The organism is Butyricicoccus sp. OF10-2 (assembly GCF_003481925.1).
Lineage (GTDB): Bacteria > Bacillota > Clostridia > Oscillospirales > Butyricicoccaceae > Agathobaculum > Agathobaculum butyriciproducens.
The window spans coordinates 21,239-46,194 of record NZ_QUMC01000009.1; the positions used below are offsets into that span (position 1 = coordinate 21,239).

28 protein-coding genes and 3 pseudogenes are annotated in these 24,956 nt (G+C 43.2%); 6 read left to right on the top strand and 25 right to left on the bottom strand.

Features of this window, described 5'->3' with window-relative positions; genetic code table 11:
• Nucleotides 1-4: 4 nt before the first annotated feature.
• The 25 genes and pseudogenes from DXB00_RS06410 to DXB00_RS06545 all read right to left on the bottom strand — a co-directional run bounded on the left by DXB00_RS06410 (nt 5) and on the right by DXB00_RS06545 (nt 21,766).
• Nucleotides 5-847, bottom strand: coding sequence for an FtsX-like permease family protein (locus DXB00_RS06410; protein ID WP_003060411.1), 843 nt, complete (start codon nt 845-847; stop codon nt 5-7).
• Complete coding sequence (locus tag DXB00_RS06415; protein WP_003061398.1) at nt 837-1,607, bottom strand: ABC transporter ATP-binding protein; 771 nt, start codon at nt 1,605-1,607, stop codon at nt 837-839. Before DXB00_RS06415 ends, DXB00_RS06410 begins: the two co-directional genes overlap by 11 nt.
• 166 nt (nt 1,608-1,773) lie before the next feature.
• The gene (locus DXB00_RS06425; RefSeq protein WP_003060191.1) at nt 1,774-2,004 is read right to left on the bottom strand and encodes a hypothetical protein; all 231 of its coding nucleotides are present in this window, start codon (nt 2,002-2,004) and stop codon (nt 1,774-1,776) included.
• Nucleotides 2,005-2,019: 15 nt separating this feature from the next.
• Nucleotides 2,020-2,349 (bottom strand): DUF3784 domain-containing protein, encoded by a 330-nt coding sequence (locus DXB00_RS06430; RefSeq protein ID WP_003061243.1) that lies wholly within the window; start codon nt 2,347-2,349, stop codon nt 2,020-2,022.
• A gap of 14 nt (nt 2,350-2,363) precedes the next feature.
• Complete coding sequence (locus DXB00_RS06435) at nt 2,364-2,573, bottom strand: helix-turn-helix transcriptional regulator (protein WP_007286202.1); 210 nt, start codon at nt 2,571-2,573, stop codon at nt 2,364-2,366.
• A 1-nt stretch (nt 2,574) separates the two neighbouring features.
• A complete protein-coding gene (locus DXB00_RS06440; protein WP_003061887.1) occupies nt 2,575-2,889 on the bottom strand; it encodes a DUF6442 family protein in 315 nt (104 codons plus the stop codon).
• Nucleotides 2,890-3,033: 144 nt separating this feature from the next.
• Complete coding sequence (locus DXB00_RS06445; protein ID WP_003062215.1) at nt 3,034-3,945, bottom strand: conjugal transfer protein; 912 nt, start codon at nt 3,943-3,945, stop codon at nt 3,034-3,036.
• 16 nt (nt 3,946-3,961) lie between these two features.
• Complete coding sequence (locus tag DXB00_RS06450) at nt 3,962-4,969, bottom strand: bifunctional lytic transglycosylase/C40 family peptidase (protein ID WP_003059774.1); 1,008 nt, start codon at nt 4,967-4,969, stop codon at nt 3,962-3,964.
• Nucleotides 4,966-7,176, bottom strand: a complete 2,211-nt coding sequence (locus tag DXB00_RS06455; RefSeq protein ID WP_003060083.1) for a CD3337/EF1877 family mobilome membrane protein — start codon at nt 7,174-7,176, stop codon at nt 4,966-4,968. The genes DXB00_RS06450 and DXB00_RS06455 overlap by 4 nt, the downstream gene beginning before the upstream one ends.
• Complete coding sequence (locus DXB00_RS06460; protein ID WP_003060327.1) at nt 7,176-9,626, bottom strand: ATP-binding protein; 2,451 nt, start codon at nt 9,624-9,626, stop codon at nt 7,176-7,178. Before DXB00_RS06460 ends, DXB00_RS06455 begins: the two co-directional genes overlap by 1 nt.
• Nucleotides 9,604-10,002, bottom strand: coding sequence for a conjugal transfer protein (locus DXB00_RS06465; RefSeq protein ID WP_003061368.1), 399 nt, complete (start codon nt 10,000-10,002; stop codon nt 9,604-9,606). The genes DXB00_RS06460 and DXB00_RS06465 overlap by 23 nt, the downstream gene beginning before the upstream one ends.
• Nucleotides 10,003-10,109: 107 nt before the next feature.
• Nucleotides 10,110-10,612, bottom strand: a pseudogene (locus tag DXB00_RS06470) (antirestriction protein ArdA).
• A 17-nt stretch (nt 10,613-10,629) separates the two neighbouring features.
• Nucleotides 10,630-11,133, bottom strand: a complete 504-nt coding sequence (locus DXB00_RS06475; protein WP_003062492.1) for an antirestriction protein ArdA — start codon at nt 11,131-11,133, stop codon at nt 10,630-10,632.
• A gap of 305 nt (nt 11,134-11,438) precedes the next feature.
• Nucleotides 11,439-11,858 (bottom strand): nuclear transport factor 2 family protein, encoded by a 420-nt coding sequence (locus tag DXB00_RS06485; protein ID WP_003060053.1) that lies wholly within the window; start codon nt 11,856-11,858, stop codon nt 11,439-11,441.
• 67 nt (nt 11,859-11,925) lie between these two features.
• The gene (locus DXB00_RS06490; RefSeq protein WP_003060793.1) at nt 11,926-12,147 is read right to left on the bottom strand and encodes a hypothetical protein; all 222 of its coding nucleotides are present in this window, start codon (nt 12,145-12,147) and stop codon (nt 11,926-11,928) included.
• 1 nt (nt 12,148) lies between these two features.
• On the bottom strand, nt 12,149-12,283 hold the full coding sequence (locus tag DXB00_RS06495; protein ID WP_003061156.1) for a DUF3789 domain-containing protein: 135 nt from the start codon (nt 12,281-12,283) through the stop codon (nt 12,149-12,151).
• Between the two features lie 13 nt (nt 12,284-12,296).
• Entirely contained in the window at nt 12,297-13,493 is a 1,197-nt protein-coding gene (gene mobT / locus DXB00_RS06500; protein WP_003062030.1) for a MobT family relaxase, read from the bottom strand.
• A gap of 183 nt (nt 13,494-13,676) precedes the next feature.
• Nucleotides 13,677-15,065, bottom strand: a pseudogene (locus tag DXB00_RS06505) (FtsK/SpoIIIE domain-containing protein).
• Nucleotides 15,066-15,163: 98 nt separating this feature from the next.
• Complete coding sequence (locus DXB00_RS06510; protein WP_008687118.1) at nt 15,164-15,928, bottom strand: MBL fold metallo-hydrolase; 765 nt, start codon at nt 15,926-15,928, stop codon at nt 15,164-15,166.
• A gap of 101 nt (nt 15,929-16,029) precedes the next feature.
• Entirely contained in the window at nt 16,030-16,413 is a 384-nt protein-coding gene (locus DXB00_RS06515; RefSeq protein WP_008687119.1) for a YdcP family protein, read from the bottom strand.
• A 15-nt stretch (nt 16,414-16,428) separates the two neighbouring features.
• A complete protein-coding gene (locus tag DXB00_RS06520) occupies nt 16,429-16,755 on the bottom strand; it encodes a YdcP family protein (protein ID WP_008687121.1) in 327 nt (108 codons plus the stop codon).
• 244 nt (nt 16,756-16,999) lie between these two features.
• A pseudogene (locus DXB00_RS06530) lies at nt 17,000-20,041 on the bottom strand (SrtB-anchored collagen-binding adhesin).
• Between the two features lie 284 nt (nt 20,042-20,325).
• On the bottom strand, nt 20,326-20,748 hold the full coding sequence (locus tag DXB00_RS06535; RefSeq protein WP_119214633.1) for an ImmA/IrrE family metallo-endopeptidase: 423 nt from the start codon (nt 20,746-20,748) through the stop codon (nt 20,326-20,328).
• A 4-nt stretch (nt 20,749-20,752) separates the two neighbouring features.
• On the bottom strand, nt 20,753-21,085 hold the full coding sequence (locus DXB00_RS06540; protein WP_119214634.1) for a helix-turn-helix domain-containing protein: 333 nt from the start codon (nt 21,083-21,085) through the stop codon (nt 20,753-20,755).
• Between the two features lie 171 nt (nt 21,086-21,256).
• On the bottom strand, nt 21,257-21,766 hold the full coding sequence (locus tag DXB00_RS06545; RefSeq protein WP_119214635.1) for a hypothetical protein: 510 nt from the start codon (nt 21,764-21,766) through the stop codon (nt 21,257-21,259).
• A gap of 66 nt (nt 21,767-21,832) precedes the next feature.
• Here DXB00_RS06545 and DXB00_RS06550 point away from each other — a divergent pair, with 66 nt between their 5' ends.
• The 6 genes from DXB00_RS06550 (at nt 21,833) to DXB00_RS06575 (ending at nt 24,956) form a co-directional block, all read left to right on the top strand.
• Nucleotides 21,833-22,033, top strand: coding sequence for a helix-turn-helix domain-containing protein (locus tag DXB00_RS06550; protein ID WP_119214636.1), 201 nt, complete (start codon nt 21,833-21,835; stop codon nt 22,031-22,033).
• The gene (locus DXB00_RS06555) at nt 22,033-22,245 is read left to right on the top strand and encodes a hypothetical protein (protein ID WP_119214637.1); all 213 of its coding nucleotides are present in this window, start codon (nt 22,033-22,035) and stop codon (nt 22,243-22,245) included. Before DXB00_RS06550 ends, DXB00_RS06555 begins: the two co-directional genes overlap by 1 nt.
• A 105-nt stretch (nt 22,246-22,350) precedes the next feature.
• On the top strand, nt 22,351-22,740 hold the full coding sequence (locus DXB00_RS06560) for a hypothetical protein (protein WP_119214638.1): 390 nt from the start codon (nt 22,351-22,353) through the stop codon (nt 22,738-22,740).
• Nucleotides 22,737-23,030: a hypothetical protein gene (locus DXB00_RS06565; protein ID WP_119214639.1), complete on the top strand. Its 294-nt coding sequence runs from the start codon at nt 22,737-22,739 to the stop codon at nt 23,028-23,030. Before DXB00_RS06560 ends, DXB00_RS06565 begins: the two co-directional genes overlap by 4 nt.
• Before the next feature lie 31 nt (nt 23,031-23,061).
• A complete protein-coding gene (locus DXB00_RS06570; RefSeq protein WP_158581263.1) occupies nt 23,062-23,739 on the top strand; it encodes a helix-turn-helix domain-containing protein in 678 nt (225 codons plus the stop codon).
• Nucleotides 23,733-24,956: a replicative DNA helicase gene (locus DXB00_RS06575; RefSeq protein ID WP_119214641.1), complete on the top strand. Its 1,224-nt coding sequence runs from the start codon at nt 23,733-23,735 to the stop codon at nt 24,954-24,956. Before DXB00_RS06570 ends, DXB00_RS06575 begins: the two co-directional genes overlap by 7 nt.

The window sequence follows — 24,956 nt, forward strand, 5'->3', positions numbered from 1 at the left end:
TTAATTACAAATTTTTAGCATCTAATTTAACTTCAATTCCTATTATACAAAATTTTAAGATAACAGTCAAGAACATATCTGCACAAGTTGTAGATATACCATAAATGCTGATAATCAACATGATTACGCTTACCATCAAATAAGTAAGTGTTTCTTGCTTATTAAAATTATCCATAGTACAACGTGAATTCCAGAGAAAAAGAGAAATCGCACCAAGAATAATACTTAAAACAAAAATGACATTTCTTTTTTTACTGTCACGGAACATTTTCTTTTCATTTTGTTTGTCAAAATAAAGAAAATCACGTATCGTCATTTTACTTATTCTTCTTAATAGATTAAGCAAAACCAAAACATAAATAGTTAAAAAATAAATTATCAATAGTCCAATAGAAACGAAATTCAAAGAAATAAAGAGAGTTTTTGGAATACCCAGTAAGTTTACAATTACTAACGACACAAACTGGCTGAATAAAAAGCCAATAGGAATAGCTAATACAAATGCTAAAATTCCCAACAGTATATTTTCAATTACAACTAAGTGGGCAATTTCTTTTTTCTTAATGCCAAGAAGCATATATGTTCCTAATTCTTTACTTCTTTTTTCAAACATAAATTTCGTTGTATAGTTGATCAAAAAGCATATCACAAAAATAATAAGAATATTTACAGCGAACAATGAATTCTTAAATGCATCCATACTGGAACATAACTTTACAATTTCATCAGAATTTGCCACCAAATTAAAAGCAAATATAAGAGAAAAGGATGCAGTAACGGTTATCAGATAAATCAAATAATCTTTAATATTTCTTTTTGTATTTCTATACGCTAACTTACCTAACATTTCCCACTTCACCTCCGAGCAAGGTTAATATATCCAGTATTTCATTGAAGAAATCTTTTCTGCTTTTTTCCCCTCTGAAAATTTCATTGAATATTTTACCGTCTTTCAAGAACAAAATACGTTCACAGAAAGACGCACTAAACGGGTCATGTGTTACCATTAAAATAGTAGCCTGCATTTTCTTGTTGATTTCAGACATTGTTTCCAGTAATAATCTGGAAGCTTTTGAGTCCAAAGCTCCCGTCGGTTCATCAGCTAAAATCAGTTTCGGTTCATTGATTAAGGCTCTAGCACAAGCACAACGCTGTTTTTGTCCGCCAGAAACTTCATAAGGAAATTTCGATAAAATATCACGAATACCCAATTTATCGGCGATAGCATGAACTCTTTTCTCAATATCAGTAGGGTTCTGTTTGTTGATAACCAATGATAAAGAAATGTTTTCTCCAATCGTTAAAGTATCTAAAAGGTTGAAATCTTGAAAAATGAACCCTAAATTTTCACGTCTGAAATCAGCAAAATCTTTATCCTTGATTTTGGTAATATCTTGATTATTGACTGTAATGTGTCCGCTGGTTACAGTATCAATCGTAGAGATACAGTTTAATAGGGTAGTCTTTCCAGAACCACTAGCTCCCATGATTGCGACAAATTCGCCCTTATCTACATACATAGAAATACCGTCTACTGCCTTTGTGATATTTCCAGAGTTACCCCCGTAGTATTTTTTTACTTGCTCTAAATTTAAAATGTGTTCCATTAAAAATCGCTCCTTTCTTCCTGCCACATTTATTTGTTTTGGAATACAATTAAATTATAGCAAGGGCAGTATTCAATTACACTTACAGTTTTGAAAGTAAACAGAGAGTAAAAGAGCCGTGATAATGCAGATCACAATTTTGTGAAGCATTTCCACGACCCTTTTATTATAATTTTGCCTTTGTCTTTTTCGTAATGATATAAATATATTCTTCTGGTGTAGGGCGTTTATTCCCAAAATACTTTTTGAAATTTGCCTGCACCTCTGGGTCGGTGCTATTCATAGCTTCATCAATCGTAGCTTCAATATCCGCCCGAACATCAGCCAATGATACACCGCCAGCTTTTGCACCAGCTTTCAATGCCTTTTTTATATCTCTTTTGTTCAGTCCTATCATATTCATACCTCAATTCTACTTTTTAAAGCTAATAAGTTTTCCATTGTATTTTACAATGATGAATATGATATAAAACACTCCTACAACAATCAAAATAAGACCTATGTAATAGCCTAATTCAGAATGAGAGATTAAATTGATAATCGGCATAACAAGAATACCAATACTAACCAGTAAAGTGCCTATTCCTATTTTTTTTGTAAACACCTTTTTATCTTTAGGGTCAAGTTGTGTATAATGATAACCATGTAATAAAGTAATATTCTCTTTTATACCTATTTGATAAGATGTAAAAAGTAAAAACAATCCTATAACTATTTCAACAATCAATTCCTCTAATTCCATAATCGTTCTCTCCTTTAATCAAAATAAAATAATTCTTCAAATTTTTTATCTAAAGCTATACAAAGCACTAATGCCAATTTTGCTGTTGGATTAAATTGTCCAGTTTCAATAGAACTAACTGTATTCCGAGAAACCCCGACTAGTTCAGCTAATTCTGTTTGTGATAATTTTTTTTCTTTTCGTACAGTTTTTAATCTGTTTCGCAAAATTAAATGTTCGTCCATTCTATAAACCTACCATTAAAAATTTATAAAAGTAATACCCCATAAATAGAAAAAAGAATAAAGCAATAACAAATTTGGATTTATTTTTTGAAATATGTGCTTCATAACCCATAGAGCCAAATGCCACAGACCCAATAATTGTCATTATGTCATAGTAAGGTTCTTTACAAACTGCTTTAATGAAAAGAATTAAAATGCAGATAAATAAAACAAACATTAAGCCAAAAGATTTCCCTTGAAGTTTAATATGTTTTTCGTATTCATCAAGATATAGATTCTCTTTTTTGTTTTGTGATAGTATTTTTTCTTTATCCATTATATAACGCTCCCTTCAAATAATACCAAGTACACTTGTCATTTATATTATAGCATTCGGTCATTACAAGTCAATATTTTTGCACAGTTTTCTTGTCGTTTTGTAAAAGCGTGCAAATCTGATAGGAAATGCACGCTATATCATTTATCCTACAATCTTCCAGTTACTATCCTTATGTAGCACAAGCTCATACTGCGATACCTGCGTCGCTTTTGTCTGATTATCAATGAATTTTACCGCAACCTTGACTTTCACATTGTCGCCGTCCTTTATAAAGATAGGGTTTACCAGTTCAGAATAAAGGTAGTCCCTGCCGATAGGTTCAATCACATTTCCCAATACATAGTAAGCAAGCTCTTTTTCCGTCGCTGTTGGGTACAGCTTAAAGAATGTTTCCAGAAAAGCGGTAGCGTCATTTACCGTATCAGCGTCCACGCTTGCGTCTGCTTCTGGTGTCTTAGGCTCATAGTCTGATTTTTCAACTGCTGGTGCAAGGGTAGGGTTTTGAACGATTACCATATCCCCGTCTGCGTCCACATAGACTTTTACAGTATAGGTTGCTTTCACATTGCTTGTCTGTTCTCCCTCTTTTATCTGCTGATCTACTTCGTAGGTAGCAGAAAAAGTGTCCGCTCCCGATTGCTCGATATGCCATACAATCACATCTGTAACCGTGGAGCTGGTCGGTATATCGGTTCTAATGGTGTCTACATTTAAGTCCTGCAATTCCTTTGTCAGATAACCGCTGATTGCCTGCGTCCTTGCTTCGATAGCTTCTTTGCTGTTATCCCATGTGTAATAGGACTTCGCAAAGTTTTTCACGAAATTTTCTATCCCGTTGGTGTCCTGCAAGCAAAGTTCAATGATTTCTTTTTCATGGGTGGTGTGCTGGTCGATAGCCGTAAAATTCTTATACACCCCAAAGCTCACGCTTGCGACAAGCACCACCCACAACGCAATCACGGTTTTCTTATGTGTGCCTACCTTGACAGTACGCACCTTTTTTTCTTTTGGTTCTTTGATAGTTTCTGTCTGTTTCTTATTCTTCTTAAACATATTTTTCAAGTCCTTTCTATTGTTTTACTCGTCCTGCACCGATTAAGTGCTGTTGCCAGTAACTACTACTTAGGTCTGCATATCCTATCGGGTCGCCTGCGTGGTACATCTGTGTCGGCGAAACAAGAATACCGACGTGTGTTACATACGAACCAGCGTTATAGGTGGAATGGAAAAACACCAAATCGCCTGCTTTTGCCTGCGAGAGTGGCAGATGTTGGGTTGCGTCATACTGTGCTTGTGCTGTTCTCGGTAAGGAGATACCAGCTTTTCCATAGCACCATTGCGTCAATCCCGAACAATCAAAGGAAGTATTCGGGTTACTGCCACCATACACATACTTCCAGCCTTGATATTTCAACGCTTCATTCATTACCTTTTGTGCCAGTTCTCCCGATACCTGCGGAACTGCTAAATACTGATTGACTACTTCCACATAGAACATATTTCCATAGCCATACCGCCAGCCCCCATTCTTAGCAACGGCTATCGGGTTGGTGTAGGTTACTTTCTTTCCACCCGATTTCTCACGGGCGAAGCTCTCTGCAAGATTAAAAGTGTGTTTTTTTCCTTTTCCTGCCACATATCCCACATAGCCACCGCCATAGTTATAAGACTGTATCGCTACATTCAAGTCGTCGATACCTTGATTTTTGCAGGAAGAAAGCAGGGACGCAAAATACTTACACCCCTGCTTGATTGAGCTTTCCGTATCTAAGGAATTAGGCGGTAAACCAAGACTTTCCGAACTCTGCATAACATCTTCTGCCGTACCGCCACTTTCTACTTGAATGATAGCAAGTAACACATTGACATACTCGGAGATACCGTTTTCTCTGGCGTATTTTTCTACCATAGGCTGATGTTTCAAGACTTCTGCGGATAGGTTCATACCCGTAATGCCAGAAGAAAAATTGCTGTTCTCGTCGTCGCTGTCCGCACTAATGAGGACGCCAAAGAAAAGCACCAGAGAAAAGAGGATAGGAAACAGACTGCCAATGATAGCGATATGTTTCAGTTTCATTTTTTCTTCTGTCCTTTCTTCGTTACAAGGTTACGGGTTTTCTCTATGGTCTGCTGGTTCTTCTGGACGCTCTGGGTCTGCTGAACCTTTATCCTGCGGTCTTTGGTGTCATTCTGGCGTGTTTCCTGCGATACCACTTTTTCTACATTCTGCCTATGTACTGTCTGTGTAGGCTGGGGTGCTTTCTTATCAGAAGCACCAGAAGATAACGGACGCTCTTTGATAACATTTGTCTTGACTGGCTCACTTGCTTTCGGAGTTGGAGCTGTGGCTGGGCGTTTGACTTCCTGCATTTTTTCAACACTCGGCTTTGGAATGGTTGAAGCTGTGACTGGTCGCTCATGGGGACGGGTAGCTCCCGTTGTCGCTGATCCGTCAGCCTTTCGCTGTACCTGCCTTGCTTCTTGTGCCTTTTGAAGCTCCATACGTTTGTCAGCGATATTTTTCTTACGCTGTTCCTGCTTTTCCAAGCGTCCCGTCTGTCTGGACTGCTGTTCCTGCACCATGCCACGCTTGAAGTCGGACACGCTGGACTTTGCCTTTTCCTTTGCGGAATACACCGCATAAGCGGTCTGTGTCGGCATATCCTTGATATTCTCTTTGACAGCGTTTGCCTTGTCTTTCACTTTATTTTTCGTATCTAAAACAGCACCGACTTTTGAACCTGCACGCTGTCCCATGCTGGAAGTGGTATTGCCCCGATTTTCTTTAGAAGCCGTATTTTTTCTTTCGGCTCTCTTGCCAGCAACGGCACTTCCAGCCACCGCACCAGCTACACCGCCCGAAATACCGCCAGCACTTACCGCCCTTGCAATACGGTGTTCCATACGCCTAGCCCGATGTCGCATAAACAGATACGGTCTGCGGAATATGCGTCGTCCCATGCTTTGACTGTCGCCAGCATTAAGTGAGAACATACTCATTAAGTCGCCCAGCTTCATGTAGATACCAGCGAAACATACTATCTGCAAGAACGCCACCATAAAGAATGGGTAGTCTGTGGAAATGTTGTAAAACATACTGGAAATACTAAATGCCACCGTTACAATGAGCGTTATTCCTGCCCGTGTCATTATGGTATTAAATACTCTCACGATTGCCTGCTTTGCCATGCTTTCATAGCTCGGTATCATGGAAAGTAAAAAACTGATAGGTAAAAACATTGCAAAGATAATAAAAAGTATCTGGCTGAACAACATCATGCCCGTAAGCAAGAATACAAATATCGTGATACCCAAGTTAAAGAACAAGAGGAAGAACACCATACCCAAACGGTTCACGACCTGCGGTATTGTCAGATTGTTATTGTCGTTGTCCTCGATTTCTGTTTTCACGACTTCCTCTCTGGTTTTCCCGTCCTCGTCCTCTGGACTTGCCGATACGAGAGCTTCTACACGGTCTGTCCCGATTTCTTCTGCGTTGCTGTTCCCGAATTGAAGCAAGAGCCACGGCTGTTCCACTTGAATAGAAAATAGGCTGTCCCGTATCAAGTCCACGCTGTCCTTACCCTCGCTGTCGGAGTTAGGGAGCATGATTTTTGTTCCCAAATCCAAAGAAGCGGTACTGATGTCTGATGAAAATTCATTTATCTTCTTGATATAGTCGGGAGCATAAGCAATAAATGAAGCGGACAGCACGAACACCACCACAAAGTTGATAACAGCGTGAAGTGCTTTGCTGGTTTCCCGTTTTATCAGTCCCGTATAAGCAACGTACATTCCCACCACTAAGATAATGAGAAGCAGGAAACCAACATAGAAGCCCGTAGAAGAAAAGCCGTTCTCGGTAACGCCTGCAAGGGTCTGTATGCTCTTTCCGATACTGTCTGCCATATCATTGATGAAGTCCAGCTTATAGGCTTCCTGCACCACATAGCCCGTTGCATTACTCAAATACAAACTGATAGTCCAGACAAAGTTGGTAATGCAGTACAGCCCGTATTGTACCGATTTTCCGATACCGTCGAGCCAGTTCCACGGAAGCCACGACCAGCTATTATCGACGAAAAAATCAAGCTGGTAGTTGGAAAGGGGATATTTTGAATAAAGATTTTCTGCGTTTATGGTATCGTCTACAAGCCCCGTCGCATGAGCCACCGTCCCCAAAAGTGAAAGCAGGATAAGGGAGAGTGCCACCACGAACAGAGCCATTTTGAGAAAGTGGAAAATCTTCTTTTTTGTGAACACACCTTTTATCCTTTCTTTCATCACTCCACCTCATTTCTCTGTACGGGCGGTCTGGTATCAAAGGCGTGTAGCAGTTCTTCAAAGACTGGGTGTATCTGCACCACACCGACACGCCCGTATAAGTCCTGCAATAAGCATTGTCCGTTCTCCAAATCACGCAAGCGTTTCTGGTTGTTCTCATCGTCCTTGTCGATACCGAAAAACTCTAAGGTCTGCTTTATCTCGTTTATATCCGTGCTTCTAAATGCAAACTTTAAGCCGATATTGTTTTTCAGACTTTCCTTTGACACGTCATAGGCAGACTGGGTAACGAAATAAACGCCTGCCTGCATAGCTCGCCCAGCACGAACCAGCTTATTTGATAAGGTTTCTCCTTGTGCCACATTTAAGAACGCCCACGCTTCGTCTAAATCGACAATCTTAAAAATGCTTCTGTCCGAATGGATAAAATCAAGGGCAAAGGTACTAATCACAATCAGCATAGACACAGACAACAATTCAATGGTCGTGTATTCTTCAAAAGTGGTATCTTTATCTGGCAGTACAAGGTCGGCTACTTGAATGATATTGAGCTGATTATCCAGACTGATAGCATTTTCTACCGTACCGTCTGAAAACAGCAGGTGTGCAAAGTCGTAGTCCGTGAAGCTGTCGATATGGTCTGCGATATTTCTTGATATGGGCGTATCTTCACGGCGTAGCTCGTCTATCACATGGAGCAAGCCCCGACTGTCGCTCTGGGTAACGGAGCGTACTGCCTTACGAAGTACGGGGAATTTTTCGCCGTCCCTTGAAGAAATACCCGTAAGGAATGTTAAGATGTCGATTGCCAGACTTTCAGCGTCTTTTACATTCTTCATAATCACAAACGGGTCAAGAAGCCCTGCATTGTCCTTATCGCTGGTAAGATTTACGATATTGATTTCATGTGCAATCTCTGGGAGCGTTTCTTTCCAGTTACCACGCTCACTTTTAGGGTCTAACAGAAGTGCTTGACCGCCAAACAGCACCGCATAATATACCAGAAGATTGTTACAGAACGATTTCCCACCGCCAAGCGAACCGACAAAAGCAGACGCTAAAGCGTTGGTAACTGTACCTTTTACACCTTGACTGGCAAGGGACGGTTGCAGGTACACATTTCTTCCCGTATCAACAGAATAGCCCATATAGATACCCGTAGTTTCTCCTAACTGCTGTGTCGCACCAAAGCCAAGCCCAGCTAAAAAATCTGATTTTACATACTGCACATAGTCATTGATATATCGCTTGCTGGCTGGTAAAAATTCAGAATGAAGCCCCAGCATATCCCCAGCAGGACGCACCAGCTTTACATTGAGGTCGTCGTAAAAGTCCTTGACTTCATCACAACGGCGTTTCAGCTCGTCAAGATCGGGTGCAGACACCCGTATGACGTAGCTTAACTTATACATACTTTCTTTTGTCTGGTCTAAATCAGTTTCCAGCTCGTCCACGCTGTCTAAAGCGTCCACCACATTTGAGCTGGTTTCACTTCCTGCTTGATAGGCGTGATTATCAAGGTCTTTCAGTTCCTTTTTCTTGTTGCGGACGGTCGTTAATGCTTTCCGATTTTCCACGATTTCTACATTCATGCTCGTATCAACGGGGAATGTGAATTGCTGTTGCTGGAAATAGAAGATTTCAGACGACGGAAAATCAAGCTCTCCTACAATCGCATTGACGGTAAAATAGGACACATAGCTTTCCTTGTCCTCATGTTCCAATCGTAAATACCGCTGGCTTTCCTCAATCACACACCTTGTCGGACGGATAAGGTCGTAGTATTTTATCAGCGTCTCTTTGTTCAATTTTTTCTTTGGTAGCTGGTACTCATAATCTTCATAAGCGATACCGTCCCTGCCGTAAAGATGTTCCATGAGATACCCAAAATCATGGATTTCCAAGCGACGCACCTTAAAGCGACGGGAGATTTTATTTTCCAGTAACTTTTCCATTTTTATGTAACGGTTGATTTCATCATTCGGCATGGAAACAAAATCATTCATCAGCGTGTGGTTCACTTCATGGAGAAATTCTGTGAACGTCAGCCACACCGATTTTTTGATGTTCTTCAGATTGAGCTGTTCTTCCGTAACCATGAGCTTAAAGCCAAGAAAAAAGCGGTAGTCCACTTGATTGTCCCCAATCATAGATACTAACGCTTCGGTCTGTTCGTCTATCTTCTGGCAGGCAACTTCCTTTAATTTTCCAGTTACCAGCTTCTTTGACTGTTCCTGCATACTGCGGATTGAGCTTTCTGTGGCAATCTGCAACGCATGAATTTTACCCTCACGGGACTGTGCGATAAGCTGTCGGAAACTGTCATGCACGATAAATTTCTGCTCTGCGGATAGAAAAGAATAGTTGTATGGTATCAGCTCATAGTAGGCGAACACCTCATTGTCCTTGTTCCAGACAAGGTTATTGTCAATATATTTTATCGGGAACATAGTTCACACTCCTTACTGCCGTGATTGTTTCATTCAATATCTGCTTATGCAGTTTTACGGCTTTTCCTGCATAAGTGATTTTTGGTCGCAGGGCATAGGTTATCTGTGATTTCAAAAAGCTGTACGGCTTCTTTCCGTCAAAGGTTTTCTGCGACATGAACCAAGTGAGAGCAACGGGAATACCAAAGTATTTGAGAAATGCTCCCTCAATCATGGAAAGTGGGGGAATATCCCCAAACAGAATGATGATAAATTCCGTAATCACAAACCATGTAATCTGTGTAAAAGTAACGGGAAAGGGTAAGTTAAAGTCATTGATTGCATACAAGACTTTTTCCACGTTCCAGATACCCGTGTAGCTTTTAATCTTTTTCAAGTTCTTTCAGCTCCTTTCAAAATAGAAAAGGACAGCCATTTTCAGACTGTCCCTTAAAGAGAAATACGCTGTCAGTAGCAACAATGCTTGTCGCTGATCTTCCAGCGTTAATATGGTATCTCGCACATACCTCGCTTGTTTCAATAAAGCAACCGCCCATATCCAAATCTCGCCCGTAGGCTTCATAGTCAATGTAATTCTGTAAGCTGGGTGGAATGTCCCCAAGTGCCTGCAATTCGTCTATGTAGTAGTAGGCAACATCTGTCATGGTTTCACAGTCGGGATAATAGTAAATATCGTCCTTATGTTCCACGACTTCTTCCAGCGTCCCATAGTGGCTGATAAATTCGTCCAGACACTCTACAATATAGTCGGGAAGTTCCTCTATCATTTCATACATCTCATTGAGTTCTTCAATGGAAACATACTCGCCAATCGCAATGGGAAAGTTGTCGGTATCATGGATAGCGTATTCCTCATACTGTTCATTCAAGCCGATTTTTTCTTTCACATCTTCCTCGTCAATGGGGAACGTGAACCAAGCACCGACTAAATAGCCCTCATTGTATTTGCCAAGATTAGCAATATAAACCGCCATATCATCAATCATAAGCACCACCTCATTTCCTACTCTGGCAGTTCAAAGATACCGTGTTCTGTTACTAAAAATTTCCCGTGTTCCTGCAAGTGAGAAGCGTAGGCTTCAAAGTCAAAGTAGTATTCTTGACAGTCCTCGGATAAATGCTTGAACATCGGGTCGTTCATCAGCTTTTGCCTTGCAACATCTATCATGCTTTTACAGTCGGGATAAACAATAATCACGTTCCTGCAAATATAAAGTGCTTCTAAATTTTCAAACACCGTAAGTAGTGATACATATTCTTCCTGCATATCACTTGAAAGCTGGCGGTACATAAAATCTAATTCGTTGAGCTGGTACACGCTGGTGTGTTCGTGGACTTCATCAGCATAAGGCAACACCTTTTCGATAATACGATAATCCCCACTTTCTGCACCGATACCTAACTTTTCTTCAAACTCGGCAACATCTATCGGCAGGTCGAACCAGTATGATATTGTTTCTTCGCCAGTTGTTCCTCTCGTTTCCACCAGCACCCTTGTTTCCTGCATTGTTCCTCACGTCCTTTCTGTTGCTTCATCACATCTTTTAAGCTCTGGTACGACATACCAAACACATACTTTGAAAAATCTTCTAACTGTTTTATATCATAATTCGTAAGCGGTAATCGCTTCATTTCATGCCACACTTTACGCTTGTAAGAGGGCAGGTTAGAAATATAATCACAGCCGACGTTTGCCTGCATATCCTTAAAAATATCGCTCATTTCATCACTCCAATCTGATTTTAGGTAAGAAAAAAGCAGTCAATCCTAAGACTAACTGCTTTATGTATATGGATATAATTTGATTAAGTTTTAAAACCAGTTTGTTTTTTCATCTCTAAATTGAGGGTTATCGCTGTGTTGATATGGATTATAGTTATTCAGATTGCAACCATATTCTTTTAATGATTTGATTTTGTTATCTTCTGTCCATTCAATTAAGGAAATACCGTCAAATTCTTCAACGCTTCCCGTATTCATTTCATTTTTAAAATACCATTCTACGACAGTTTGATTTTCTTTATGAAAGAACTGTTTAATATCCCAAATAATGACTTTACCACGAGTATTCCATTCATTAAACCAATGTTTTACTGTTTTAAGATTTTCATATTTAGGACACCAGCTTTCCGTATAAACAACATCTTCTGTAAAAATTTTATCTATTCCTAAGTCTTGCTGTTTCAACCACATATCAAACCATAAACGAATAATTTTTTCTCTCTCATTCAAAATAGAACACCTCGATTACTTCTTTTTTCACATTATAGCACCCATACATCAGCCCCACAATAAAATTTTATGCACCGATAATCTTATTGAACAGCTCTAACAGTACATCTTTCACACCGCCAGCATTGAATACCAAGCCGACAGCAATCAAGGCAACTACCAAGAAACCGATAAGTTTTGAAAACTCACGCTTGAACCCTAAGTAGATACCGATAACCACAATCGACATAAGCACTAAGCTCTGTGCGTTGCTTAAAAACCATTGATACAAATTTTGCCCGAAATTCATGTTATTTGTCCTCGCTTTCTTTTAATTTCTTCATTTCATAGTCAGCTCCTTTGCCAACACTTAAAATACACATCAAGGCTACGCCGATACCCGTTCCAACAGATACCAGCAGGAAGTCTTTCAATAATTCCCACATTTTTTCATCACTCCTAACTTTCTACTAAATCTTTTGCAGGGGTCGTCTGCTGTTTGATTATCATTTCATGCTTTTCTGTGAGCTTTGCCTGCTGTTCGATAGTTTTCATGTAGTCTGTTCCGTTTCCCTTATCAATCCTTTTCAGCATTTTCAAGGTCGGTGCTACCTGCCGTTGTACCCACCGCAATGTACGGTCTAAGGTGTAAGGCTCTGGCTTTGTCGTCAGCTTCAAGCTCTGTCTGTTATCGCCGATAAACCACGCCCAGCGGTCATTGAGTTTCCAGTCATTTTTTCGCTTGTCTGCTTCTTCATCAACAAACCGCACATACTGGTTGATGATAGAAAAGGCAGTCTGCTCTGCGTCATAATAGGTCAGCAAATCTCGTACTGCATAATAGGCACGTTCATTTCTAAGCCGTATCTCAAAACGGTTGATAATGTCGGCTTCTTCCAGCGGTGTCCCTAACTTGACGTACTGCTCATAGTCCTTTTCATAGATACAGAAATACACATCTGATTTTAGCGAACCAAGATAAAGGGTGCGTCCCATATATTCTCTGTCGTCCTCTCTATGCTTGATAAGCTCGCCCGACTGATAAAACTTATAACTTCTGGACTTTCCGATATATTCCCGTTTCCTGCATTTTTCCGCAAGCTCTGGAATATCCAAAATACCCGTATGGTCGTTGATAGCAAGGTCGATACGCTTCATCACGCCACCGTCTATGAGTGCGTCCATGAGAAAGTCATACCAACTTCTTTGTTGTGCCAGCAGGTAACTTTCAAACTGTCGGCAACCACGCCCCTTTAACTCTAAAAGGACACCTTTTTCTTCGTCAGCCGACGTATAGATAAAGATGTCCCCTAAAGAATAATGCTCCGTATAACTGTAATGTCCGTAATCTTCATGGAGCATATAATTGATATTCAGTTTTAATATATCTTTGATGATGTGCTGTATATCCAGCGTGGGAAAACGAATTTTCACATAATCAAACAGCATGGTAAGCGGTACTTCTGGATTGAACCTTGCCAGTTCCTTATGCAGAGTTTCCAGAAGTTCCTTTGACGGCTTCATTTTTCCACTTTCTATCTTGTTGAAATATTCCCTTGTGATACCAGAAGCCACCGCCAGCCTGCCTTGTGAGATACCGTAAGCAATCCGTTTCTCCCGTAATTCTTTTATCCGTTGTTCTTCATTCAGAACCATACCCCCAATCTGTAAAGTGTGAAGTTTTTTAAGGCGACTTCACAGCCGATTTTTGCTAGAAAACCATGCCAGAAGCCTTATGTTTCCTATGTTTTTTGTCTATTGTCTATTTGCAAACGTACCCCTCTGTTAGATACCGAGGGGTTTTACCTGCTGGCGTGGCTTACGCCACACCAGCAACGGCTAGTCCGTGCCGTCGCCTTTCGCTTCGCACGTCGCCGTCCCGTCCTGCCTTGCTTGTGCAAGAGAGCCGATAGTCTGCAAAAAATCATGTCCTTTCGGGACTAAAGGCGTGTAAAATTCGCTGATAACACTTGTTCCCACATCACAATAGCCACGCCCCTTGATACGCTTCTGGAAAAACTGCTTTTTCACATCTGAACCGAACAGCATACCGTAGCCTAATTCGCTGATACGCCCCAATCCCACACGGAAATTAAAGTTATCCCTTATCCCGTCCGAGAAATACTTTGCGTCTGGGCGCTGGCAGGCGACAATAAGGAAATAACCTGCTTGTCGCCCTAACATAACGATTTTCTTTAGCTGGCTAAGTAAGCTCACGCTTTCTTTTGTCCCAGCATTTCAAAAAACGCCACATATTCATCAAAGATAAGAAAGCAGGGTCTCCAGATAGGCGTAGTTTTCGCCCGTCTTATAGTTCGGGTGTCGCTTCATTTCCTCGCTTCGTTGTACCATGCCCTCATAAAAGGCATTGACACAATCAATCATTTCTTCTTTGGTATGATACACATTTCCCATGACTGTTCCTAAGTCTGCTAAGTCCGCATTTTTCGGGTCTAAGATGTAAAGGACAGCGTTGGTATGCAGTAGGGCTTCAATGAGCGTCAGCAGAAAATAAGTTTTACCGCCACCCGTTCCACCAGCGATAAGGGCGTGTGGAAGTGCGTCATATTCCCAGACAAGATTTTTCATCAGTCTAAGACAGCCGTTCTCTGCCCGTACTTCATCAATGGTAATGCGGTTCGCTATCATATCATAAAGTAGGGTATATTCGATATAACCGTCATGCAGGGTCTTGTCTGTCAGCTCACAATACAAGCCACTTTCCAACTTATCCTCCAACCGTAAAAGCTGGTCTTGATATTTTCCCAGCGTAATTTCACAGCGGATATGAAGAAGTCCTTTTTCCATTTGATAATAAATCTTTGGAAACCAGACGATTTTTTCCCTTGATCTGCTTTGCAGGTCAGTAAAAAAACCGCTGTCTTGTACGGTATCGGCTTCATACCACTTATTTTCCAGTATCATTCTTGCCAGCTTTTGACGGTGCAGTAGCTTCTTGAAACTGTCGTAACAGAAGCGGTAATACCCAAAAGCGACCAATGCACAAACACCAGTCGCTATCAATATGGTTATGAAGTTGTAAGGGGAAAGCGTCAAGCCGTTTTCTAACAAGCTGAAATGCTCCCAGTCGGTACGCATGAGCTGTTTGCTATTCAGTAGCAGGAGAACTGCCACGAACACAAACAGAAGCGTCTCTATGGAAAAATGATAAACAAGGTGCTTGTCGCTGGCTCTGATACGGTGTCCTTTGTTCCAAATCATACGCATAAATCAATCACTCCTTTCTGGGTATGAAAAAAGCAGTCAATCCTAAGACTAACTGCTTTGTGTGTAGGGATATAAAATTGTAAAACTAAGATTGCATTTCAGATATGGATTTGAAACCCCTCATAGCTGAATATACCATTCCCTTGTTTTAATTTCCCTTCATTTGACAAGTTGTGAAAAGCTGTCTCTATCTTGTCAATTATAGTAACTGGAATAGATAAATGATGATGTCCTGGCAAAATTCGACTTATCTTTAAAGATTGAATTTTTCTAACAGACTTCCAAAATTCTTGTGGGTTTGTTGATGGATAAAAAGCATCAAGGCAACCGCTATATATCAAATCGCCGGAATACAGATATTTTCTATCCGCTTCATAGAAACAACAATGTCCGGGAGAATGACCGGGCGTGTGAATAACTACCAACTTTCTGTTCCCTAAGTCAATACAATCTTCATCATGTAAAATCATTTGCGGAACCCCTTGAAAAATCTGATATTTCTCTACCTTAAAATCCGAGGGGAAATCACATGGATTGCACATAATATTGTTTTTTACCACTTGCAAAGGTATAGGGAATTTGACCGATAGCCATTCTTTTTCTGCTTCATGAACTGCAATAGACCGAAAATATTTATGTCCACCGATATGATCCCAATGAACATGAGTAGTGATTACTGTAACGGGCAGTTTCGTCAATCCATCAATAACCTCTCTGATGTTGGAAACACCTAAACCTGTATCAATCAGAATGGCTCTTTTTGTCCCACACAATAGATAACAATGTGTTTCTTCCCAGTGTTTGTATTCGCTGATGACGAATGTATCTTGGTCTATTTGTTCGACGGTAAACCAACTGTCCATATACTATTCTCACTCCCTAAAAATTTTAATTTGTCGCTTTCTTCATACCCATATTATAACAGTTCCGTATATCCTCTACAACGAAAATCTATTCAGCAAGTCTATTTTTTCGGTTGTCCCTGCGGTGTATGGTTCTGTGTATTGCCTGCGTTCTGGTTGCTTTTATTCTTCAATACAATATCCTCTGCCTTTACATACCAGTCCACATCTGCACCCGTATAGGTTTTTCTTGATACCGTATCGGCTACTGGATTGACAAGCTCCACAACTGCATTGTAAGGAAATTCCCTTAACGGTACTTCTGGCGGTACAGACACGGGGATAATTCCACCGTGCAGACTGCACTTCAAATCATAGATACGCTTTTTAAGCTGGGTACTCGGTGTCCCGTCCTCATTCTGCAAGAACACATCACGTACCGCTGTAAATTTTAATTCTCCAAATGTTTTCTCTTTGTCAATAACAAACCCGTTTGATAATCTCATAAATTTTCCACTCCTTTACTTTTCTTCAACTGCTACAATATCATCAGCAACTAATACATAATCGGTATGTCCCATATCCCCGATTGCGTAACCTCTGCCGTATAACTTCGGATTGACAAGTTTTACTTTCTGCTCATACTTGAAATGCTTTTCGCCAGCCTGCACAGGAATTTCCACCACAACATTTTCGCCTTTCTGTATGTCAGAATAAAGGTTATAGCTTCGTCTGGCTATGACCTTGCGATTGTTTTTATCTCTTTCAAAGATAGGCTCGCTTTCCCCTGCAAATTCAAGAGTTCCAAAAGACTGTGCCATATCTGGCACGACATATTTCATTTCCATATTGTTTTACCTCGTTTCTTTCTATTTTGATAATTGATAAGTTAATTGATTGTGATTTCTTATTCTAGCGGTTTGGGAAGTACCAGCAATCCCACAGATAGTAAAGGGTAAAATCAATGCTTACGCACCCTTGACTATCCGTGTTCTTGCAGGTTGTTGGCAGACAAGCCAGAATAAGCAAAAATCTGCCGTTTGACCGCTTCGGCGGAGAACGTGATTTTTCTTTCATCATACCGTTACCGCCTTATGATTTTTTCATTTTACGGAGTTTGTAAAGATATGTTCCAGCCAGTCCACCAGCAGACGCAAGCAACATCACGATAAATGCCATTACATTTGTACTGTCGCCCGTTTTTGGACTGTCGCTAGGTCTGTTAGGCTTTTCCGGTGTCGGTGGTGTTTCGGGTTTCTCTGGTTCTTCTGGCTTTTCCTTAAAAGTAATCGTCTGTCCCTCGTCCTCAATATCCTTATGCTCGGTAACTTTCTTCGGCTCGTCTGGATTGCTTAAATCGTATAATTCCTCAAAAGTTACAAGCTGTTTTCCGTCAAGGGAAGTAGCGTCAAAGGTAAAGACAACTTCCACTTTCATGTTTTCGCTGTCAGCAGTAAAGGTGTAATCACTTTCCACACGTTTTCCATTGATAAGAAACTCTGCATTTTCTTCTTTCAACATCTGCCAGCCCACAAGTTTGTACTGTGTACCGACTTCTAAGCCCTCTAAGGTTACGGTATCAATGATTGTAACGTCTTTTCCTGCTTCAATCTCTTTGTTGCCGTCCTTATCGGTAGCAGTCGTATGAATTTTGATGATACGCTCTGTGATAAGTACCGTCTGCCCGTCGTCCTCAATGTCCTTGTGTTCCGCAACTTTTACGGGTTCGTCTGGATTGCTTAAATCATACAATTCCTCAAAGGTAACAAGGTTCTTGCCACCTAAAGCAGACGCGTTGAATGTATAGGAAATTTCCACTTTCATTTCTTCATCATCAGCGACAAAGGTATAATCGTTTTCTACACGTTTCCCGTCAATGATAAGCTCGGCGTTTTCTTCCTTTAACATCTGCCAACCTTTGAGCTGGTATTTTGTGCCTTTTGTAAGTCCGTCTAATTTGACAGTATCAACAATCGTAACCTCTTTTCCTGCAAGGATAGTCTTTTCGCCGTCCTTGCTGGTTGCTGTGGTATGGATAGAGATTTCTTTTTCGTATTCATCAGTCAAAGTCCCTAAATCAATCACAAGATTATTTCTTGATACCACGATTTCAAAAGGTGGGATAAGTTCAAAGCCTTTGTTACTGTTGCAACGCATTTCTTCAATGATGTAGGTATCATAAGGCAATGCACCTTTGCTGTCGTCTGGTTCAGAAGTTCCAAACCACACACCGTCCTCGCTGGTCTTGCCTGCGTTAGTATTGTGCTTGTGAGAAGCCCAGTCAGCAGAAGTGGAGAATTGCCCGTTATCATCAGTTACCACCACATGATTTTCGCCCGTCGTCTTGCTTGTGATCCTAAAGGGAACATCAGCAAGACGCTTGTGTGTGCCTGCACCGATTTTTACGCCCTCAATATCGCCACGCTTAATCTGATTATAGATAGAATGGGCTTCGTCGATTAAGTCCACGATTTTTCCGTTTTCTGTGATTGCAAAATCAATCGGTTTTGCACCGTCTGTCAAATATCCGTTTGGAGCTTCACTTTCAGCGATACTGAAATTTCCATAAGGTAAAAGGTCAGCAGAAGTGGAAGCGACACCCTCAAGGTTTGTATGAATAGTCTTTACGACTTCATTTTTCTTGTAGAGCTTGCCCTCAACCAATACCGCATTATCATTTAAGGAAATGATGTCAAAGGCAGTATCTTTCAAAGTGGCACTTCCTTGTGGTTTGGTATCGCCCGTTTCTAAATCTCGTTTCTGAATTTTGACACCGCCACGGATAACCTTGTCTGATACGGAAAACTGGTTACTTCCAGATAATACGGCAAGGTCGCCGTCCTCGGTAATCTGTGTTACATATAAGCCTTTTATCTGTTCGGACTTATCGCCAGCCTGCATATATGCACCCTCTAACAAGTAGCCGTTTGGAGCTTTTGTTTCTTCTACGGTTAGCGTCCCAAGTGGAAGAACCGCTTTGCTGTCCTGCATATAGAAGCTGTCGCCAGATACCTTGTATGCGTCCGCTAATTTTGTAATGTAGTGGGCTGTCCCGTCGCTGTCTGTTTCAGCGATTGTCTTTGTAACCCATGTACGAGTAGCTTCGGCAGGGAGATTGTCTTTATTATAGAAGCCAGCATAATACTTCCATGTAAATTCCGCGCCTGCTAGAGAAGCGTTCCCTTGCGGATTGTTTTTCTGTGTTTCCATGTCAATCTTGAAAAGCTCAATCAAAGTGTCCGTTACTTTTGGCGTATCAGATACTTTCAAAGTCGCTGTCTTTCCAGCTTCAACCTTTAAGGAATATACAGTTTTATCTACCTTATATCCTGCTGGTGCGGATAATTCCTTGATATAGATTGTGCCTGCTTTTACCTCTACAACATCTGTATTTCCGTTTTTATCAGTCGTAAGGGTGGCAAGCTGTTTTGTGCAGTCCTTATCAGCAAAGACACCGTATGTTGCACCAGCAATAGAGTAATTTTCGTTACCGTCTGTAATGCCGGTATTACTGGAAGTCTTTTGAAGTGTAGCATTTCCGACATTCAACTTCGCCCAGAATTGCCCTAATTCCTGTCCCTCGCCAGAGTAGATATAACCTCCACATTCATAGCGTCCTTTATTTTCTTTGACAAAGGCTCTTGCACCAGAGAAAACTTCGTCCTGCGTTGCCTTTGGAATTTCATCATAAGAAGCTCGCACGTTATCACATTGCCAGCCGAGATGTACGCTCAATCTCTGCCAGACTACACATTGTTCCAATAGATAAACTTGTTTGTAGTTCAGTTCCTTGTGCTTCGCCATACTGTTTGACATATTCTAAGGATAACGCCACATCTGAAATCTGGTCGGCACTCATGCGTGAGCTTGCGTCAGCTCTGGTCTTGTAGCCATTCTTAAAATCTGTATTGATGTCGATACAATAGGCAGTTTCGCCTCAACTTTCATCATGCCCTCATTGAATGTAGAACCAATAGAACCGTCATTCATTACTTTTTCAATGATACCGACACGCTCTGCACTTTCCGTCCAGTATTGCTTACTTTCTGCATGAACGGGTGTAGTCGGTAAAGCAGTAACGACAGTTGCAAGAGCTAAGAAGCCCGTACACAATCGTTTTAATATCTTTTTCATAAATCTAATGCTCCTTTCATTTTGGGTAATAAAATAGCCGTCCAATAAGAACGGCTGAAAATAGAAAAGGAACGTCATTTTAGGCGTTCCATAGTCTATGAAATATTCAATTTTTTCTTGTTTCAATACTGATGTGCTGTACCATATCTTTGCATATCTAGGAAAACTTGCGTATCAAGGCTCATTCGTTGGTAGTAAATAAGTAGTAAATTGATGAGTTTGTTTCCTTGAAAATGCTGATAGATACTGTATTTTAGCGGATAATCAGATTTTTATTGTGTTTTTTACTCAAATTTGTAGTTTTTGCGCTCTGTATAGTAGGCAATCGCCCAGCGCATGAAATCCTCGGTCACGTCAAAATACTCGGCCAAGTCCCACACTTCGGTCATGCCGTTCTTCACAGCTTGCTTGAGCTTCCCCCAAGGGATAAGCCGATACACCGCCCATTTGTTTGCCTTGTTCTCGTGCTGGGCGCGGACATCAAACGGCGTGTATTTGTTGTAAAACCCGCCGTAGACACAATGGCCGAGTTCGTGCGACAGCTTGACCGCCTCGTCCGCTTCGGATCGGATCTTGGTCGGATCCAAGGCGATAGCGCAAGTGCCGCCGATCGGAACCGAGAAAGCCTCAGCCGTTTGCATCGGGAAATAGTCCACGTCAATGTGGTTCCGCCACGCGTATAGATATAAGCTCGTTCTGCGATCCATAAAGTTACCTTTTGTTATATTGCTCACGCTTGAAACGTGCGTATGCCTTGATGTCCTCTAACGTAGCATCATCTATGTCGGTCGTGCCGAAAAGCGCGAATTTGATGTCGTCATCGTCTACAGTCGGACGGCTGGCAGGTTTTCTTATGTCTGTATTGCCGAGAAGGTAGTCCGTTGATACATCAAAAAATGCGGCTAAAGCAGCGACCGTATCCGTATCGGGATCACGTATGCCTTTTTCCCAGCCTGAAATTGTATTTTGAGCAACATGGAATTGCGTTGCTAAATCTTTTTGCGATAATTTTTTCTCTTTTCGCAATTCTCTGATGCGTATCATACAATCACCTCGATGCCATCATATCACTAAAAGTAATATAATTAAATATTATATCGCAACAAGCGAGAAAATTTTTCAAAATCTATTGACATATCGCGTATAGTGATATATAGTAATAATCGCAAAGAGTGATATATGGAGGTGGTATGATGCGCGGTGCTGAAATGGAAATCACGGAGTTGTATTGGGGTCGGCCCACGCCGGTGGAAGTTCAAGTGACATTTTCAATGCCTTACCGCGGTTGGTGCCAATTAGAAGCGTCACCTGAGTGGGATCAGCTACTGGATAAGTTGGAAGATGCTCAAAAACGACCAGAAAAGTTGTAGCACCTAAAGATGGAAGCTGCATAGGAATTGCGGTAGAGTATTCCTCATGTCGACTAATAATTTCTTTACCAATTCGCCGTGTTCGCGTGATGATGCGTTTGGGAATAGGCGTTGCATCATAAAAGTTTCCATCAATTTCTAACGCGATGCGAGTGATGGCAATGGGAAGCTCGGAGTGATTCTCAAATGCGATATAAGAATAAAGAATTTCGTCGTTACAACGAAGTTTTAGAATACGAGCGATTATGGATTTTCTACGATGTGCGAGGTTGAAAAGAGAAATTGCAAAGCCTGCAACGGCGATTACAAAAGTAATATTTTCTTTTGTAAATAGGTCACATATAAAATTTATCATTTTAACACTTCCTTTCCCCTAAATTCTACCACGGGAAAGGAAGAAACACCAGAGGGAGGTGACACAATGCGAAGAATCAAAGAACTGCGACAGGCGAAGGGCCTGCGACAGGTAGATATGGCGGCACATTTTGGTGTTGGCCAGACCGCAATAGTCAAGTGGGAGAGCGAAGGATTGTACCCTCCGTCCCGACTGCTGCCGGAAATCGCAATCTATCTCGGCTGTACGCTGGACGATCTGTACAAAGGCGAGAAGGAGGCTATCTAATGGCTGCGAAGTATGTCACTCCTGCCGAACTGGCAGAGCGGTGGATCTGTTCGCCGGACTACATCCGCAAGCTGATCCGCATGGGCGTGCTCAGTGCGGTCAAACTCGGCGGCTGGAAAATCCGCTGGGACGAGGTTTACCGCTACGAAAAGGAGCAGGAGAAGCGCGACGCCGAACTGCTGCGGCAACAGCGTATCGGTTACATTCTGTGATAATTTTATCACAAACGGAAAGGCGAGGACAACGATGGAAAGATACCAGAATATCTACCAAAGTGCCCGCGAAGGTGCGGGTTTGACGCAGGAAAAAGCAGCGAGATGCTTGGCTGGTCTGTGCGGAATCTGCAGGCCATCGAGCAGGAGGACCGGACACCTACGCCGGTGCGCGTGGCTGAGATGGCAGAGGCGTATCGTGCGCCGTGGCTGCGCGGATATTACTGCAACCGGTGTCCGTTGGGTACACTGTGGCGGCGGCCGGAAAGCAATGTGGAGCTGCAGCAGCTGGCCTTGGAGGTCGGCTTGGAGAGCGAGGACTACGAGCAGGAGCGTGCCGACGCGCACGATCTGGCGATGATCGCCCTCGACCGCAAAATTGACGATGATGAATCATCGCGATATAACGCCATTGTGCAGCGTATGCTGCGGCGGGCCTATCTGGCAGAGATGGCCTTGATCAGCGGCGAGACAGCAAAGGAGAGAGAAAATTGAAAAACGGACAAAGAAAAAACGCCCAGACGGCGGCAACCGTACTGAGCGTCAATGCAAAAACATCTTGTATTTATAATTATACCACCACAGCCATCGACCGTCAAGTACCGGATTTTGAGGTTCTCAATGGCGGCTGTCAGGGCGTGCGCCCGCGCATGGTCGGCATCGGCTTTACGCTGCTGCTGCTCACGGCCGGACTGACGGACAACGGCACGCTGCCGCTGTGGGGTACGGTGCTGGTCGGAGTGGTCGGTGCGGTGATGATGTTGGGAGGGGTTAAAAACGGATAAGCCGAGCTATTATAGCATTCTGACCGCCGATGTGCGGTACGACAAGCGCCTGAGCGACTTCGCGCGGCTGTTATACAGCGATATTACGGCGCTGTGCAACCGACAGGGCTATTGTTCTGCGTCCAACGGTTATTTTGCGGAGGTTTTCGGCAAGTCTGCACGGACGATATCAGCCACGATTGCATCGCTGACAAAGTGCCGGTATATCACGATTGAGATGATCCGAGATGACGCGACCAACGCTGTTATCGGACGGAAAATCTGGGTGCAAGCAAGCGCACAGGACGCCGCCGAAAAGGTGGCAGACCCCATAGAAGAAAACTTCCATGGGGATAGAGAAAAACTTCCACACCCCATAGAAGAAAACTTCCAGTATATAAAGGAGAATATTACAAGTATAAATAATAACCCCCTTACCCCCACAGGGGAGAGCGAGTTGTTTAATCAATTCTGGGCGACGTATCCCAAGCACGTTGCCAAGAAGCCCGCACGGCGAGCATGGGACAAGCTGCACGCAGATGCTGATCTGCTGGCTAAGATCCTCGCGGCGCTGGAATGGCAAAAGCGCGAGGACAGCTGGCAGCGGGAGGCGGGGCGGTTTATCCCGAACCCAGCCACATGGCTTAACGCCCGCCGCTGGGAGGACGAAAAGCAGGCGGGCAAGCCGCCGGAGAGCAAACCGAGAGGAAGTGACTACGAGCAATGGTAAACGCAAAAGCAACGCTGGACGCGGAGTACAGCGTAATCGGCAGTCTGCTGCTTTCGCCGGAAATCACCGGTGAACTGTTGGCGGTGACGCACGAGGATGACTTCACCGTGCCGGAGCTCCGCGCGATCTACAAGGCAGCCGAAAAGCTGTTCACGGCTGGGCGTCCGGTGGACGCGGTCACGATCCGCGGCATTTGCGGCGCGGCATACAACGACCTGCTCATGCAGTGCATGGACGTGACGCCGTCGGCGCGACCGTGGCGCACCTACGTCAGCGCCATGCAGGAGCAGACCTGCGTCTACCGCCTGCACGAAATCGCCGCACAGCTTGCCTCGTGCCGCACCAGTGCGGAGGGACGGGTGCTTGTATCTCAGGCGGCGGCTGCCACAGGAGAGCGTAGCGGCACACAAATTGTCGGCATGATGGACGCAATGCTTAAATTCTACGACGACCAATCTACCGAGCGGAAATTCATCGCCTACGGTCTGGACAAACTGGACACGCGGCTGTACAGTGACTACGGCGATTTTGTCATTCTTGCGGGCCGTCCGTCGGCGGGCAAGACCGCGCTTGGCTTGCAGATGGCGGCGCACATGGCGCAGAGCGCAAAGGTCGGCTTTTACAGCCTTGAGACCTCGCCCGCCAAGCTGACCAACCGCCTGATCGCCAACCGTGCGATCGTGGACTTCGGGCACATCAACCAACGCAAGCTGACGCAGGAGGAAATGGAGCGCATCGTCCGGCTGCAGGGTGAGATTACGGCGCTGGATCTGGAGATGATCCCCGCAAGCGGCTGGACGGTGCAGGATATCCTTTCGACCGCGCTGCGCCGCCGTCACAAGATAGTCTTTATCGACTATCTGCAGCAGCTCCAGGGCAAGGGCAAGGACCGATTCGAGCAGGTCACGCGCATTTCGCTCGATCTGCACGCAATGGCGCAGACGCACGGCATTTTGGTCGTAGCGCTCAGCCAGCTTTCCCGCGCCGCGACGAGCCGCGCGGATGCCGCGCCGACGATGACCGATCTGCGAGAGTCCGGACAGATCGAGCAGGACGCGGACGTGATTCTTGCGCTGTACATCGACCCGGACGAGGACGCGCCGTTAAATTCCCGCCGCCTGCGGGTGCTGAAAAACAAGGAGGGTCGGCTCGGCGAGCTGGTACTGAACTTCGAGGGCGATATCCAGCAATTCTGCGAGTATCAGACCGGCGAGTAA

Bases quoted from the DNA above. Each gene is read 5' to 3' on its own strand.
- DXB00_RS06550 (WP_119214636.1), top strand. From the start codon at position 21,833: ATGCGAAGAATCAAAGAACTGCGACAGGCGAAGGGCCTGCGACAGGTA.
- DXB00_RS06450 (WP_003059774.1), bottom strand. From the start codon at position 4,969: ATGAAACTGAAACATATCGCTATCATTGGCAGTCTGTTTCCTATCCTC.
- DXB00_RS06460 (WP_003060327.1), bottom strand. From the start codon at position 9,626: ATGTTCCCGATAAAATATATTGACAATAACCTTGTCTGGAACAAGGAC.
- DXB00_RS06535 (WP_119214633.1), bottom strand. From the start codon at position 20,748: ATGGATCGCAGAACGAGCTTATATCTATACGCGTGGCGGAACCACATT.
- DXB00_RS06415 (WP_003061398.1), bottom strand. From the start codon at position 1,607: ATGGAACACATTTTAAATTTAGAGCAAGTAAAAAAATACTACGGGGGT.
- DXB00_RS06545 (WP_119214635.1), bottom strand. From the start codon at position 21,766: ATGATAAATTTTATATGTGACCTATTTACAAAAGAAAATATTACTTTT.
- DXB00_RS06410 (WP_003060411.1), bottom strand. From the start codon at position 847: ATGTTAGGTAAGTTAGCGTATAGAAATACAAAAAGAAATATTAAAGAT.
- DXB00_RS06440 (WP_003061887.1), bottom strand. From the start codon at position 2,889: ATGGATAAAGAAAAAATACTATCACAAAACAAAAAAGAGAATCTATAT.
- mobT (WP_003062030.1), bottom strand. From the start codon at position 13,493: ATGGTTCTGAATGAAGAACAACGGATAAAAGAATTACGGGAGAAACGG.
- DXB00_RS06435 (WP_007286202.1), bottom strand. From the start codon at position 2,573: ATGGACGAACATTTAATTTTGCGAAACAGATTAAAAACTGTACGAAAA.
- DXB00_RS06430 (WP_003061243.1), bottom strand. From the start codon at position 2,349: ATGGAATTAGAGGAATTGATTGTTGAAATAGTTATAGGATTGTTTTTA.
- DXB00_RS06515 (WP_008687119.1), bottom strand. From the start codon at position 16,413: ATGAGATTATCAAACGGGTTTGTTATTGACAAAGAGAAAACATTTGGA.
- DXB00_RS06520 (WP_008687121.1), bottom strand. From the start codon at position 16,755: ATGGAAATGAAATATGTCGTGCCAGATATGGCACAGTCTTTTGGAACT.
- DXB00_RS06475 (WP_003062492.1), bottom strand. From the start codon at position 11,133: ATGCAGGAAACAAGGGTGCTGGTGGAAACGAGAGGAACAACTGGCGAA.
- DXB00_RS06495 (WP_003061156.1), bottom strand. From the start codon at position 12,283: ATGTGGGAATTATTGAAAGACTTCCTGCTGGTATCTGTTGGAACGGGT.
- DXB00_RS06555 (WP_119214637.1), top strand. From the start codon at position 22,033: ATGGCTGCGAAGTATGTCACTCCTGCCGAACTGGCAGAGCGGTGGATC.
- DXB00_RS06560 (WP_119214638.1), top strand. From the start codon at position 22,351: ATGCTTGGCTGGTCTGTGCGGAATCTGCAGGCCATCGAGCAGGAGGAC.
- DXB00_RS06445 (WP_003062215.1), bottom strand. From the start codon at position 3,945: ATGTTTAAGAAGAATAAGAAACAGACAGAAACTATCAAAGAACCAAAA.
- DXB00_RS06455 (WP_003060083.1), bottom strand. From the start codon at position 7,176: ATGAAAGAAAGGATAAAAGGTGTGTTCACAAAAAAGAAGATTTTCCAC.
- DXB00_RS06510 (WP_008687118.1), bottom strand. From the start codon at position 15,928: ATGGACAGTTGGTTTACCGTCGAACAAATAGACCAAGATACATTCGTC.
- DXB00_RS06575 (WP_119214641.1), top strand. From the start codon at position 23,733: ATGGTAAACGCAAAAGCAACGCTGGACGCGGAGTACAGCGTAATCGGC.
- DXB00_RS06490 (WP_003060793.1), bottom strand. From the start codon at position 12,147: ATGAATTTCGGGCAAAATTTGTATCAATGGTTTTTAAGCAACGCACAG.
- DXB00_RS06540 (WP_119214634.1), bottom strand. From the start codon at position 21,085: ATGATACGCATCAGAGAATTGCGAAAAGAGAAAAAATTATCGCAAAAA.
- DXB00_RS06425 (WP_003060191.1), bottom strand. From the start codon at position 2,004: ATGATAGGACTGAACAAAAGAGATATAAAAAAGGCATTGAAAGCTGGT.